The 13,916-nt window shown below is 72.1% G+C and carries 12 protein-coding genes; 6 read left to right on the forward strand and 6 right to left on the reverse strand.

Features of this window, described 5'->3' with window-relative positions; genetic code table 11:
• Window positions 1-83 precede the first annotated feature (83 nt).
• Genes AOQ53_RS12870 through AOQ53_RS12880 form a run of 3 tightly spaced genes read left to right on the forward strand, consistent with a single transcriptional unit; the run spans window position 84 to window position 3,351 of the window.
• Complete coding sequence (locus AOQ53_RS12870) at window positions 84-866, forward strand: thioesterase II family protein (RefSeq protein WP_059417166.1); 783 nt, start codon at window positions 84-86, stop codon at window positions 864-866.
• A complete protein-coding gene (locus AOQ53_RS12875) occupies window positions 863-2,128 on the forward strand; it encodes a beta-ketoacyl-[acyl-carrier-protein] synthase family protein (RefSeq protein WP_059417167.1) in 1,266 nt (421 codons plus the stop codon). Before AOQ53_RS12870 ends, AOQ53_RS12875 begins: the two co-directional genes overlap by 4 nt.
• Window positions 2,125-3,351, forward strand: coding sequence for a beta-ketoacyl synthase N-terminal-like domain-containing protein (locus AOQ53_RS12880; protein WP_059417168.1), 1,227 nt, complete (start codon window positions 2,125-2,127; stop codon window positions 3,349-3,351). The genes AOQ53_RS12875 and AOQ53_RS12880 overlap by 4 nt, the downstream gene beginning before the upstream one ends.
• A gap of 493 nt (window positions 3,352-3,844) precedes the next feature.
• Here AOQ53_RS12880 and AOQ53_RS12885 read toward each other — a convergent pair whose 3' ends face one another.
• The 4 genes from AOQ53_RS12885 to AOQ53_RS12900 form a co-directional block, all read right to left on the reverse strand.
• Window positions 3,845-4,720, reverse strand: a complete 876-nt coding sequence (locus AOQ53_RS12885; RefSeq protein WP_059417169.1) for an AfsR/SARP family transcriptional regulator — start codon at window positions 4,718-4,720, stop codon at window positions 3,845-3,847.
• A gap of 449 nt (window positions 4,721-5,169) precedes the next feature.
• Complete coding sequence (locus AOQ53_RS12890; protein ID WP_236711679.1) at window positions 5,170-5,775, reverse strand: ScbR family autoregulator-binding transcription factor; 606 nt, start codon at window positions 5,773-5,775, stop codon at window positions 5,170-5,172.
• A 32-nt stretch (window positions 5,776-5,807) separates the two neighbouring features.
• Window positions 5,808-7,325: an acyl-CoA carboxylase subunit beta gene (locus AOQ53_RS12895; protein WP_408055159.1), complete on the reverse strand. Its 1,518-nt coding sequence runs from the start codon at window positions 7,323-7,325 to the stop codon at window positions 5,808-5,810.
• Window positions 7,326-7,515: 190 nt separating this feature from the next.
• Window positions 7,516-7,713 carry an acyl-CoA carboxylase subunit epsilon gene (locus AOQ53_RS12900; RefSeq protein ID WP_059417172.1) on the reverse strand — a complete coding sequence of 66 codons (198 nt, stop codon included), beginning with the start codon at window positions 7,711-7,713 and terminating at the stop codon, window positions 7,516-7,518.
• A gap of 250 nt (window positions 7,714-7,963) precedes the next feature.
• On the opposite strand from AOQ53_RS12900, the gene AOQ53_RS46130 reads away from it, so the two are divergent.
• Both AOQ53_RS46130 and AOQ53_RS46135 read left to right on the forward strand, forming a co-directional pair.
• Window positions 7,964-8,329, forward strand: coding sequence for a hypothetical protein (locus AOQ53_RS46130; RefSeq protein ID WP_236711680.1), 366 nt, complete (start codon window positions 7,964-7,966; stop codon window positions 8,327-8,329).
• A gap of 501 nt (window positions 8,330-8,830) precedes the next feature.
• Window positions 8,831-9,247 (forward strand): multicopper oxidase domain-containing protein, encoded by a 417-nt coding sequence (locus AOQ53_RS46135; RefSeq protein WP_059417174.1) that lies wholly within the window; start codon window positions 8,831-8,833, stop codon window positions 9,245-9,247.
• A 90-nt stretch (window positions 9,248-9,337) separates the two neighbouring features.
• Here AOQ53_RS46135 and AOQ53_RS12915 read toward each other — a convergent pair whose 3' ends face one another.
• Window positions 9,338-10,567 (reverse strand): cytochrome P450 family protein, encoded by a 1,230-nt coding sequence (locus tag AOQ53_RS12915; RefSeq protein ID WP_059417175.1) that lies wholly within the window; start codon window positions 10,565-10,567, stop codon window positions 9,338-9,340.
• Window positions 10,568-10,687: 120 nt separating this feature from the next.
• A complete protein-coding gene (locus AOQ53_RS12920) occupies window positions 10,688-11,368 on the reverse strand; it encodes a ScbR family autoregulator-binding transcription factor (protein WP_059417176.1) in 681 nt (226 codons plus the stop codon).
• 383 nt (window positions 11,369-11,751) lie between these two features.
• Between AOQ53_RS12920 and AOQ53_RS12925 the strand changes: the two genes are divergently transcribed.
• Window positions 11,752-13,698, forward strand: coding sequence for an acyl-CoA dehydrogenase family protein (locus AOQ53_RS12925; RefSeq protein WP_078945285.1), 1,947 nt, complete (start codon window positions 11,752-11,754; stop codon window positions 13,696-13,698).
• The last annotated feature ends 218 nt before the right edge of the window (window positions 13,699-13,916 follow it).

The raw sequence follows: 13,916 nt of genomic DNA on the forward strand, positions 1-13,916 counted from the left end.
CTCGTGTCACCCGGTGTGCGGCGCTGTCGCCACCCGGCACCAGGACGGCGCTCGAGCAGGACGTGCCAGGAGGAGGGCGACTGATGGCTTCCCGGACGGAGGTCGAGAAAGCGGGCGGAAGACCGGTCAGGCTGCACTGCCTCGCCCATGCGGGGGCGGGCGTGGCCAGTTACCGGCGCTGGCCGGCGGCGGTCGGACCGGTCGTCGACGTGGTGGCTCTGCCGTTGCCCGGCCGCGACAGCCGCCGGCGTGAGACCCGGGTCACCGACCGCGCCGGTCTGCTGGCCGACCTGCTGCCGACCCTGCTGAAGGCCGCCGAGGAGGGCCTGTACGCGCTGTACGGGCACAGCCTGGGCGCGCTCGTCGCCTACACGCTCACCCGGGCGCTGGAGGACGCCGGCGCTCCCGCACCGCTGTTCCTCGCACTGGGCGCCTGTCTGCCGCCGCACGTGGCGACCGCCCTGGTGGGCGCTGCCGACCTGCCCGACGAGGAACTGCTGCCGCTGCTGGGAGACCTGGGCTCGCTGCCCCGGGGCGCCACCGCCTCCCCCGGCGGGCTGTGGCGGCGCAGCGTGCTGCCCGTGCTCCGCGACGACCTGCGGCTGGCCCGGTCCCTGCGCGAGGCGGCGCTGGACCCGGCCACCGGCGGGCCCGTCAGGTGCCCGGTGCTGGTCTTCGCGGGCAGCGACGACCCGCTTGCGGCGCCCAACTCGTTGCAGCACTGGCAGCAGTGGGCCAGCGGGCCGATCGTGCGGCACACCGTCGCCGGGGACCACTTCTTCGCCGGTTCCGCGCAGTTGCCGCGGCTCGTCGGGCGGGCGTGCCGGGACCTGGTGGGCGTCGGAGCACCGGAGAGCAGCCGATGAGACGCGTCGTGATCACCGGAGTCGGGGTCGTCGCACCGGGGGCGGTGGGCACCGGCCCCTTCTGGTCCCTGCTGACCTCCGGCCGTACCGCCACCCGCCGGATCACCCTGTTCGACTCCTCGCCCCACCGCTCGCGCATCGCCGCCGAGGTCGACTTCGACGCCGCCGCGCACGGCTTCACCCCGGCCGACGGCGAACGCCTGGACCGGGTGGCGCAGTTCGCGCTCGTCAGCGCCCGTGAGGCGCTCGCCGACAGCGGACTGGACGGCGCGGGCGACCCGCTGCGCCGCGGGGTGAGCCTGGGCAGCGCCATCGGCTGCACCACGGGGCTGGCCACTCAGTACGCCCTGCTCAGCGACTGCGGCAAGGCCTGGGCGGTGGACCACACCCGGGCCGCGGACTGCCTGTACGACTACTTCGTGCCCTCGTCGCTCGCGGCCGAGGTGGCGCGGGACTGCGGTGCGCAGGGTCCGGTGGGTCTGGTGTCCAGCGGCTGCACCTCGGGCCTGGACGCGGTCGGGCACGGCTGGGAGCTGGTCCGGGAGGGCAGCGCCGACGTGGTGGTCGCCGGTGGTGCGGAGGCGCCGATCTCGCCGATCGCCATGGCCTGCTTCGACCGTATCCGGCTCACCAGCCCGCGCAACGACGAGCCGCAGACCGCCAGCCGGCCCTACGACCGCACCCGGGACGGCTTCGTGCTCGGCGAGGGCGCGGCCGTGGTGGTCCTGGAGGAGTTCGAGCATGCGCGCCGGCGCGGTGCTCGCTCCTACGCCGAGTTGTCCGGCTTCGCCGCCCTGAGCAGCGCGCACCACATGACGGGGCTGCGGCCGGACGGGCAGGAGATGGCCGAGACGATCCGGGCCGCGCTGGACGAGGCACGGCTGAACCCGGTCGACGTCGACTACATCAACGCCCACGGCGCAGGCACCCGGCACAACGACCGGCACGAGACGCACGCGTTCAAGGCGAGCCTGGGCGAGCACGCCCGCCGGATCCCGGTCAGTTCCATCAAGTCGATGATCGGGCACGCGCTCGGCGCGGCCGGCGCCCTGGACCTGGTGGCCAGTTGCCTGGCCATCCAGCACGACACGGTGCCGCCGACGGCCAATCTGCACGAGCCCGACCCGGTCTGCGACCTCGACTACACCCCGCTGGTCGCCCGGGAGCAGCGCACCAGCACGGTGCTGAGCGTGGCCAGCGGGTTCGGCGGGTTCCACAGTGCCATGGTGCTCACACGGCCGCGGCTGAGGGCGGCGGCATGACGGCACCCACGGAACCGACACGGCAGGCCGTGATCACCGGTATCGGGGTCGCGGCGCCCAACGGCCTGGGCGCGGGCGCCTGGTGGCAGGCGCTGCTGGAGGGCCGAAGCGGCATCGGGCCCCTCACTCGCTTCGACGCCTCGGGCTATCCGGTGCGCATCGGCGGCGAACTGCTCGGTTTCGTCGACGAGGAGCACGTCCAGAGCAGGCTGCTGCCCGCGACCGACCGGGTCACGCGCATCGCCCTCGCCGTCGCCGAGGAGGCCCTGGCGGACGCGGCCGTGGACCCGGCCGGACTGCCGGAACACGGGGCGGGTGTGATCACCGCGAGTTCGGCGGGCGGCGTCGAGTTCGGGCAGCGCGGGCTCGCGGCGCTGTGGTGCAAGGGCCCTCGGTACGTCAGCGCCTACCAGTCCGCCGCCTGGTTCCACGCGGCGAGCACCGCGCAGATCTCCATCCGGCACCGGCTGCGCGGCACGGGCTCCACCGTCGTCAGCGGGCAGGCGGGCGGCATCGACGCCCTCGCCCGCGCGCGGCGGCGGCTGCGCGCCGGGGCGAGCCTGATGGTCACCGGCGGGGTCGACTCGACGCTGTGCCCCTGGGGCTGGGCCGCGCACCTGGCGGACGGCCGGATGAGCCGGACCGCCGACCCGGCCCGCGCCTACCGGCCGTTCGACGCGGCCGCCGACGGCCATGTGGTGGGTGAGGGCGGTGCCCTGCTGGTCCTGGAGGACGCCGAGTCGGCCGCCCGGCGCGGGGCCCGCGGCTACGGAATCGCCGCCGGCTGCGCGGCGACCTTCGACGGCCCGGACCGGCCCCGCCTGGGGGAGGCCGCCGAACTCGCCCTGCGCGACGCCGGGATCACCGCGGACGAGGTCGACGTGGTCTTCGCGGACGCAGCGGCGGGCCTGGTCGCGGACCGCCAGGAGAGCACGGCCCTGCGCACCCTGTTCGGCCCCTACGGCGTCCCGGTGACGGCCCCGAAGTCGATGACCGGCCGCCTGGGCGCGGGCGGCTCCTCCCTGGACGTGGCAGCGGCCCTGCTGGCCCTGCGCCACCGGCTGATCCCTCCCACGACGGCAACCCCCCGCCCTGCTCCCGAACACACCCTGGACCTGGTCACCGGAACCCCTCGCCCCCTGCCCCGCCTGCACACAGCCCTGGTGCTGGCCCGAGGCCGAGGCGGCTTCAACTCGGCGCTGGTACTACGGGCAATGCCATGACCCGCCACAGCCCACCAGCACCCCGCCGCCGGGCGCCCCGGCCGCCGACCGGCCGCTGACCGCCGTCCGGCCGCCGGGCTGCCGATCGTCGGCGACGCCGCCGCCGACGGCGGCACAGCAGCGCGAAGGGGCCAGTGACGGAAGTCACTGGCCCCTTCGCGCTGCTGCCCAGCACCCGCCGCCGGGCTGCTGTTCCCAGACCAGTCGCCGACCGCCGATGCCCCGACCACCGACCGCCAACCGACCGGTGCCGCCCGGGTGGCACCGGCCGCCGCATGTCGGCCCACCGCTGACCGCCGATCAGCGGCCGCCCGCACCGGCGCCGACCGTCAACCCGCCGCCGACCATCACCCCCGGCCTGCCGCAGACCGCCAACCGCCCCCAGACCGTCGCCCCGCGCTGCGGCACCGCATACGTCCGGCGCCCTCGCGCGCACGGCGACACCCCCGGACCGGTCCGCTGCCGGACGCCGTCCACGTAGCGTGCCGCGCGGTCAGTTCGTACGGGCGACGAGTCGGCGGCCGGTGGCGCCCGGGGAGGCCGGGGCCGGGGCCGGGGTCGGGGTCGCGGCCGGAGCCGGGGTCGCGGCCGGGGGGACGTCGGAGCGGGCCATGAGGATCGAGCGCTGGAGTCGGCTGAGGGCGGCGGAAGGCTCCAGGCCCAGCTCGGAGACGAGCGTGGTGCGCAGCCGCTGGTAGACGTCGAGCGCCTCGCCGCGCCGCCCCGACCGGTGCAGCGCCAGCATGAACTGCCCGTGCAGGCTCTCGTGCATCCGGTGCCGGTTGACCAGCACGGTCAGTTCCGGCAGCAGCTCACGATGGCGCCCCAGCCGCAGATCGGCCTCGATTCGCTGGTCGAGCACGCACAGCCGGGCCTCCTCCAGCCGCTTGACTTCCATGTCGACGCGGCTGCCGGCCTGGATGTCGGTGAGCGCCGGTCCCGTCCACAGCGACAGTGCGTCGGCCAGGCGGCGGGCCGCCCCGGGGTAGTCCTCGGCGTCCATGGCCCGGTAACCGGCGCCCGCCTGGCGCTCGAACTCGCGGAAGTCAATGCTTCCGGACCGGGTGTCCAGGCGGTAGCCGCCGGGGACGGTGGCGAGGATGTCCTTGGGGCTGCACCGCTCGTTCTCGCCGTGGGCGAGCGCCTCGGCGAGCAGCTCCCGCAGCTGGAGTACGTACGTCTGGAGTGTGGTGCGCGCGCTGCGGGGCGGTCTGCTCCCCCATAGTTCCTCCACCAGCGAGGCCACGGGGACCACATGGTCGGCCTGGAGGGCCAGCAGGGCCAGGACCTGCCTGGGCTTGGGGGCTGTCGGCACGATCGACACCCCGTTCTCGCGCACCGACAGCGCGCCCAGCACTTCGATGTCCACATTGTCCCCCACGAGTTCAGCCTGGAGACCGGCGCTTGGCCTACGCGCTGCCGCCCGCTACGGTCCGGTGCCCTGCTTGTCATTCGACCCCTTGATAAAAAAACGGTGCAGTCGGTTTGTCAACACAGGACTATCACAAGATTGCTTGAGCGACGATATCCAGCCAGACGATCCTCGAACGAAGGTTCGTCCACCCTTCAGCTGAACAGCAAAAATCTCCAGGCCGGTCCCGGATTCCGCTCGCGCAGGGCGCTGAGCATGGAAAACAAGGAGCCATCGGACGGCCGGATCCAGGCGCCGAAAACACGTGTGGCCCCCGCCCTCCTGCATGCGTCCGCAGGGGCGGGGGCGCCCACAGCCGCTCCTGGACGCGCGAGACACAGGGAATCGGCCTTCAGAGAGGCGGTGAAAAATACCGGGTGGTCTAGTAAGGTCTCCTGTATGGGCAGCTAGCCCGCAGACCGGAGGGTCCCCTCGGGCCGGATACGGGCGACCACGGCGTCGGACGCCAGCGTGGGCAGCAGCAGCCGCCAGAACTCCGCGATCGTGCCCGGGGCCAGCCACGCCCTGTTCCTGACCCCGAGAACCTCGAACCCCACCGTCGCCGCCACCACGGCGGAGACGACCCGTCCCACCGTCACGTCCTCGCGCAGCTCACCGTTCTCCTCGCAGCGCCGCGCCTGCCGCTCGACCCGGTCGCGCCAGGACACCCGCAGATCGGTGCGCGGCACCCGGGCGGCCTCGCCGCTGAGCTCGAACCCCGCGCGCAGCACCACGTCGTCGCGCAGGGCCTCGGCCAGCCGGTGCGTGGCGTCGACGAGGTGCTGGAGCCGACTGCTCCCGGGGCGGCCGGCGTCGTGAGTGAGGGCCCGCAGCACCACCACGGCCGCCTCCTCGACGGCGTCCGCCAGTGCCGCCTTGCTGGCGAAGTGGAAGTGCAGTGCGCCGCTGCTCACCCCGGCCCGTGAACTGATCCGGGTGAGCGAGGCGACCGTGAAGCCGTCCTGGTCGAACGACTCGGCCGCCGCCCGGATCAGGGCTTCACGTGTGCGCACCGCACGTTCCTGCTTGATCATCGACTGCTCCGTTACTGTGGGGGGTTACCGTGCTTGCGCGAAGGTACGTCGGCCTGCTTGGTGCGGAGCATCGTCAGGGACCGGATGAGCACCTCACGCGTTTCGGCGGGGTCGATGACGTCGTCCACGAGGCCGCGCTCGGCCGCGTAGTAGGGGTGCATCAGCTCGGCCTTGTACTCCTTGACCATGCGCTCCCGCGTGGCGTCCGGGTCGTCGGCCTCGGCGATCTGGCGGCGGAAGATGACGTTGGCGGCGCCCTCGGCGCCCATCACGGCGATCTCATTGGTCGGCCAGGCGTAGGTGAGGTCGGCGCCGATGGACTGGGAGTCCATGACGATGTACGCACCTCCGTACGCCTTGCGCAGGATCAGGGAGATCCGGGGCACGGTCGCGTTGCAGTAGGCGTAGAGCAGCTTGGCGCCGTGCCGGATGATGCCGCCGTGCTCCTGGTCGACGCCCGGCAGGAAGCCCGGCACGTCGAGGAGGGTGACGATCGGGATGTTGAAGGCGTCGCACATCTGCACGAAGCGCGCGCCCTTCTCGCTGGCCTCTATGTCCAGCACACCTGCGAGGCTCTGCGGCTGGTTGGCGACGATGCCGACCACCTGGCCGCCCAGGCGGGCCAGCGCGCAGATGATGTTGCGGGCCCAGCGCTCGTGGACCTCCAGGTACTCGCCGTCGTCGACGAGCTCCTCGATGACCTTCGCCATGTCGTACGGCCGGTTGCCGTCCGCCGGCACCAGGTCCAGCAGCACCTCGGACCGCCTGCTCTGGGGGTCGGTGCACGGCACGCAGGGCGGGAAGGCGCGGTTGTTCTGCGGCAGCAGCGACAGGAGGTAGCGCACCTCGGCGATGCACGTCTCCTCGTCGTCGTAGGCGAAGTGGCACACGCCGGAGGTCTCGGCGTGCACGTCGGCGCCGCCCAGCCCGTTCTGGGTGATCTCCTCGCCGGTGACGGCCTTGACCACGTCCGGGCCGGTGATGAACATCTGTGAGGTCTCGCGGACCATGAACACGAAGTCCGTGAGGGCCGGGCTGTAGGCCGCACCACCGGCGCACGGGCCGAGCATCACGCTGATCTGCGGGATGACACCGGACGCCTTGGTGTTGCGCTGGAAGATGCCGCCGTAACCGGCGAGCGCGCTGACACCCTCCTGGATACGGGCGCCGGCACCGTCGTTCAGCGACACCAGCGGCGCACCGGCCGCGATGGCCATGTCCATGATCTTGTGGATCTTCGTGGCGTGGGCCTCGCCCAGCGCACCGCCGAAGATCCGGAAGTCGTGCGCGTAGACGAAGACCGTCCGGCCCTCCACCGTGCCCCAGCCGGTGATCACACCGTCCGTGTACGGCTTCTTCGCCTCCAGGCCGAACCCGGTCGCCCGGTGCCGGCGCAACTGCTCGACCTCCCGGAACGAGCCCGGATCCACCAGCAGCTCGATCCGCTCACGCGCCGTCAGCTTGCCCTTGGCGTGCTGCGCCGCCGTCGCCTTCTCGCTCGGCCCGGCCAGCGCCTCCGCCCGCACCATCCCCAGCTCGGCCACACGCTCGCGCGTGGTCGCCGACTCCGCGGAGACCCGAGGATTGTCATTGATGACCGTCACTGGACAACTCCCTCCTCGCGGTGCGGCCGGCGATGTCCCTACACGGGCAACAAACCGTTGCGACGGTTTGTTGGTGGCACGCACACGAATGTACCAGGGCAGGAACCCCCTGGGTCTACTGCCAGTTGTAGGGAGAGCGGTACGCCTCGAGGGCCCGTTCAGGGCTCCACAACGGGAATTCGGGCGTCTGCTCGGAGTCGGTGTCCGGGCCCTGTGCGGCCAGCAGCGAGACCAGCACGACGGTGACCGCGGCCAGCTCTTCCGGCGTGGCCCGGCCCCGCTCCACTCTAAGTACGGCGTCCGTGCTGCTCATCCGGCCGACTCCCCCTTCGTCGAAACTCTCCGCAACCGTCGGCCACCCCGCTCAAGAGCCGCTTTCGGCCCGGTCGAGAAACGTCGGCCGGCCGCCGCACCACCGGCCGGGCCGCCCACACCGGCCCGGCGCGGGGCCACCGGGCGGGGAAATCCGGTGACCTGCGCCGATGCGCGAAAGCCACGGCCGGGCAGGAGAAGGCGGCCGGGCCGCCCCGGCAAGCGGACCTCCTCCCGCCAACCAGCACCGCTTGAGGTCGGTGCTGAAGTCGGCACCGCCGCGCGCCCCCGCCCTCCCCGACGCGGCTTGTCGGCAAGGAGGAGCATGGCCACTCGCCCGTTCGGTACTGACCGCAGGCCGCACCGCGGCGGGGTCCGCCGCCTTCACCGCAGCCGCCCTCACACCGCTGCTGCGCGGCGAGGACCTGCCCGCCACGCAGGTCGTCGCCGCCGCGCCCGCCGTGGAGAAGTTCCGCCTCCCCCTGCCCCTGCCCCTGCCCCTGCCCCTGCCCCTGCCGAAGAAGCTCGTCCCCCACTCCACGGCCGACGGCGTCGACCGCTGCCGGATCACGTGGAGGCCGAGCACGTCTACCGCGGCCCGGCCTGCACCTGGCTGATCACCGACGCCGTCGAGCAGGCACTGCCGCTGCCCGCGGGGCCGTACGACGTCCCCCTCGCCATCCGCGACGCCCGCTTCGACGACAGCGGCCAACTGGTGTACGTGATGGGCGACTTCGGCAACCGCACCACGCTGCCGCACCGCGCCGCTGGCCAACCGCCGGGCCTACCCGTACTTCGAGATCGCCGCTCGCAAGTACCGGCTGCGCCTGCTGACCTCCTCCAACCTGCGCACCCTGCGGCTGCGCCTGGCCGACGGCGGGGAGATCGTACAGATCGGCTCCGACGGCGGCCTGCCGCCGAAGCCGTACGCCACCGACGCCGTGCCCCTCTCCCCCGGTGAACGCGCCGCTGCCGTCGGCGACTTCTCCCGCTCCCCATGGGCACGGGGCTGATGCTGCAGAACACCCTCCTCAGCGGCGGGCCGGCCGACCGGCTCGGCGAGGTGCTGCGCTTCGACGTGGTGCGCACGGCCACCGACACCAGCGGAGATCCCCGCCGTGCTGCGCACTCTGCCGCCGCTGCCCACGCCCACCGCCGAGCGGACCGTGGTGCTGAGCATGGACGAGACCGGCGCCCGCGACGCGGGGGCGTACGTCAACCGCAAGGCCTACCACCACGAGCGCGTCGACGACTTCGTGCGCCACGGCGCCAGCGAGGTGTGGACGGTCACCAACGCCGGCGAGCTGGTCCCGCACAATCCCCAACTGCACCTGGTGCAGTTCCGGGTGCTGGAGCGCAACGGGCTGCCGCCGGGGCCCGCCGAGTCGGGCCCGAAGGACACCGTGATGGTGATGCCGGGCGAGACGGTGAGGCTCCAGGCGACGTTCGACACCTGTCGCGGGACCTACCTCCACCACTGCCATCTGACCGACCACGCCGCGATGGGCATGATGGCCCGGTTCCGGGTGTCCTGACGACAGCGGCGCAGGGCGGCGGACCGGGTGACTCCGCCGCCCTGCCGCAGGCGGCGGAGCCCCGGGTACGCGCGTTTGCCGCGGCGGACGTCAGCGGCCGAGCAGCACCGGCAGCGAGCGGTACCCGTGGAGCATGAAGGTGGGCATCGGCTGGAGGTCGGCCGGCGCACAGGCCAGGGTCAGGTCCGGGAACCGCCCGAAGAGTTCGGCGAAGGCGACACCGGCTTCGATCTCGGCGAGCGGGGCCCCCAGGCACCGGTGCGTGCCGTGGCCGAAGCCGAGGTGGCCGCCGCGCCGCTCCCGCAGCAGGTCGAAGCGGGCGGCGTCCGGCCCGTGCCGCTCCGGCTCCAGACCTCCCCCGTGGAACGCGACGATGATGGCCTCGCCCTTCTTGATCAGCACTCCGTCCAGGTCGATGTCCTCGACGGCGTACCGCAGGGGCGCGAACGCCGGGGGCGTGTGGACACGCATGGTCTCGTCGATGACGTCGCTCCAGTCGGCACGGCCGGCGCGTACGTGCTCCAGCTGCTCGGGCTGCGTCAGCAGCGCGGCGACGGCGTTGGTGATCAGGACGGAGGTGGTGTCCTGACCCGCGGCGATCATCATGAAGAGAGTGCCGAGCAGTTCGTCCTCGGAGAGGCGGTCCTCCTCGTCCCGCGCCTCGATCAGCGAGGTGGTCAGATCGTCGCCGGGCTCCTTGCGCTTGGTCCTGACCAGCTCGGCGAGCAGCTCGTAGGCGCGCAGGCGCGCGGCGGCCACCTCCTCGGCGGTGAGGGTGCTGCAGAAGACCGTGTGCAACGCGGCGCTCAGTTCGTCCGTGGCGGCGCCCCGGGGGACTCCGTACAGCTCGCAGATGACTCGCAGCGGCAGCAGGTCGGCGTAGGAGGCGCGCAGGTCGACCGGAGTTCCGGCCGGCACGCGGGCCAGGTCGTCGAGGAGTTCCGCCGCGATCCGCGCGACCTTGGGCCGCTGGTTCTGCGACTGCCGCGCGGTGAAGGCCCCGGCGATCAGCCGGCGCAGCCGGGCGTGGTCCTTCCCGTAGGAGAAGAGCATGTTCTCGTTGGCCGCCCACGGGTACAGCGGCCATTCCTGGGTTATCTCGCCGGCGATGAACGCGGGCCAGTGCTTGCGGGCGTCACGGGAGACACGGTGATCCGTGAGCAGCCGCTTGACGTGCTCCTGTGCCACCACCGTCCAGGCGAGGACTCCGCCCGGCAGTTCCACCTGCACCGCGGGCCCCTGGCCCCGCAGCATCGCCGCCTCCGCGGCGAGGTCTCGCCCCGTCACGTCCAGGGCGTAAGGACATGCTGTCGTCGTCATCGGCGCTCCCCCCAATGGGCCTTGCCCAGTGTGTGTTTCGACGTGTCCGTACGCGCCCGGCCCGCGCCGCGTGGCCCCGGTCGTCCGGTTGCCGTTGCCCGGCGGGGGCCTTGGCCTTCGTCAGTCGACGAGCAGTGCTTCGGCCTCCTGGCGCAGTTTCATGGCCTGCTCATACACGCGGGCGCCGCGGTCCGGCGCCATGTCGAGCTGGATGAGCACGGCCGGTACCGCGATGCTCGACATCAGATGCCGCTCGACGGAGGCCACGCTTTCCGCGAGGTCGGCATGCTCCGTCATGATCTTCGACAGGATCTGGGCCCCGGTGAAGGCCGCCACGAACACCCGCGCGGCGTTCTGGACGTCGACGTGGGGCAGCACTTCGCCGTTCGCCTTGGCCCGGGTCAGCAGCGCGACATTGTGCTCGATCCAGCCCGCCATCGGGATCTTCCGGTCCAGGCCGTCCTGCGGGGACCCTTGCTCGACGGTGAGCCTGATGCTGCCGCGCACCAGAGGATCACCCAGCATGAGCATGTGGGAGAGCAGGAAGGTGGCGTCCAGGCCCTCCTGGAGGGCCAGCTCCTGCGGGGCCGGCTGCGGCATGGAGCCGAGCTGGTCGGCCAGCACCTCCTGTGCCAGCTCCTCCTTGGAGGAGAAGTGGAAGTACAGCGCTCCCTTGGTGACGTTGGCCCGCTGATGGATCTCCGAGATCGTCGCCGCCTCGTACCCGACCTCGGCGAAGACCGCGGCGGCGGCGACCAGGATCGAATGGCGTGTCCTGATCGCGCGTTCTTGCAACGCCACCGCCCACCTCCGCTTACAGGAAGAGCACTCAAAAGAAACCGGCAGGTTTGTATCCTCTCACCCACTCAAGGGAGGATCAAGGGACCCGCAAGATGCCCGGAATGCATCGATAGAGCCGCTTTCTAAAGTGCCGGTCGACCAAAGAAACCCTGGAGACGGTTTCTGTTCATCCCAACCCTCCCTTTGCGGCGGCTGTACATACCGGAACTCTCCCCTCCTGAATCGGGCATTCCGCTAACAAGGCGAGGCAGAACCACTGGAAGATCCGTAACGGGCCGGTCACGCTTTGCTTTTCCTTGACTTGTAAGAAAACCGGTAGGTCAGTATCTTCTTGCCACCGCACAGCCACGTCTTCTGGATCTGCGACTACGGGGGAGAGGGCCATGGTCCTTCTGACAGTCCAGCCCAAGGAACACTCCACAGCGTCAGGCAGCAGGGTCGTACTCCCGGGGCAGCGCCCCTCGGACGACCCGCGCCTGATCGGGGAGCTGACGTCGGGCCGCTTCGCACCACCCGCCCTCACACCCGCTCAGGAGCTGGCCCGCCTGCTCTTCGACCAGGAGGGCGAGCGCCACCGCGTCCACGCCCCCTGGCGCCGGCTCATCGCCAACGAAACGTTCCGTCACCGGGCGGGCCTCTCGCCCACCGAGCAGGTGACCGAGTCCTACGAACGCCTCCGCCTGGTCAACGACACCGTGGGCGACGCCGAGCGACTGGCGCGCGATCCGCAGCTGCTGGCCGGCTTGCACGAGTGGGCCGCGATCGTGGACGGCGGCGGGGGCCTGTGCACGGTCGCGAGCATCCACTACAACCTGTTCCTGGGCAGCCTCCTCGACCACGGCGACGACGGCAGACGCGACCTGTCACCGTTCACGTCCATGCGGCGCACCGGAACGTTTCTGTGTACCGAGCTGGAACACGGCAACGACAGCTTCGCGCTGCAGACCACCGCCGAGTTCGACCCGGACACGGGGGAGTTCGTCCTGCACACCCCGCACCCCGGCGCCCAGAAGTTCATGCCCAACACCAGCACCACGGGCGGGCCGAAGTCCGCCGTGGTCGCCGCCCGCCTCATCGCCGACGGCCGGGACCAGGGCGTCTTCCTCTTCCTCACCCCGCTCAGCGACGAGCGGGGACTGCTGCCGGGCGTCAAGGTCCGCCGGCTGCCCGTCCGCCCCGGCGCGCCCGTCGACCACTGCCTGACCGCCTTCGACCGGGTGCGCCTGCCCCGGGAGGCCCTGCTGGAGGCGGAGCACGGCCGGCTCGACGACAGCGGCACCCTCACCAGCACGCTGGGCAACCACCGCAAGCGGTTCCTGTGCTCGATCGGGCGGGTCACCGTGGGCAAGCTGTGCATGAGCGCCGCGGCGGTCGGGGCCTCCCGGGCCGCTCTGTCCGTCGCCGTCCGCTACGGCGAGCACCGCCACGTCAGCGGCCCGCGGGCGGGTGACCGCATCTCCGTCAACTCCTACCGCACCCACCACAGCAGATTGCTGAAGGCGCTGTCCACGGCGTACGGCATGACGTTCCTGCACCGGGCGGTCACCGCCCGCTGGGCCCGGCACACCCAAGCCGACCGGGCGGACGTGGAGCGCCAAGTGGCCGTCGCCAAGGGCTGGATCACCTGGCAGGCCCGCGCCATCGCGGCCGAGTGCCGTGAACGGTGCGGCGCGCAGGGGCTGTTCGCGGTCAACGGCCTGGCCGGCTTCCCCGATTACATCGAGGGGACGGTCACCGCCGAGGGGGACAACCTGGTGATCTGGGCGAAGGCGGCTGCCGAGCTGGTCTTCCACGGGGACACCGACGACCGGGATGCTCCGCCCACCCCGGCGGGGCGCGCCGACCAGCTGACGGACATCCGCTTCCTGCGCCACCTGCTGGCCCGCGCGGAGTCCATATGGCAGGCCCGGGCCCGCGTGTCGCTGCGTCAGGGCCCCTCCAAGGACCCGATCGGCCGCTGGAACAACGCCTCCTCGGCCGCCCTGGAGATGGTGTCGGTGCACGCCGCCGTGCGCGCGGCCGACGCCTACCTCGACGCGGTGGACCAGGCCGCGCAGACCGGGGCCCGCGACCTGCTGGAGGGCCTGTGCCGGCTGTTCCTGCTCACCCAGCTCGGCCCGCACACCGGTGACCTGCTCGCGGACGGCCACTTGAGCATCGAGCAGATCCACGCCCTGCCCCTCGTCCTGGACAGGGTGATGGCCGGCCTCGCGCCGCACATGATGACGCTGGTCGACGCCTTCGACCTGCCGGAGGCGTACCTGGCCGGGATACCCATCGCCAACAGCGGCAGCGTCCCCCTCGCCGACTACGCGGGCGTCACCGACTAGTGCCCCGGCGGGCAGCGTTTGCCCGTCAAGGAGCGGCGTCCGGTGCGTGCTCTGGGGGTACCCCCTGCTCGAAGAGCTTGGGGGAGCGCCGACCGGAAGCCCTCGTACTGGATGTACTCGGGCTTCCGGCCGGTGCGGCGAGAGGGCGTACCGGGCGTCGCGACGGGGCGAACGTTGCCTGCCGGGGCACTAGTAGTGCTTGGTCAGGTCGGTGTGCG

Source organism: Streptomyces azureus (genome assembly GCF_001270025.1).
In the GTDB taxonomy this organism is placed as follows: domain Bacteria; phylum Actinomycetota; class Actinomycetes; order Streptomycetales; family Streptomycetaceae; genus Streptomyces; species Streptomyces azureus.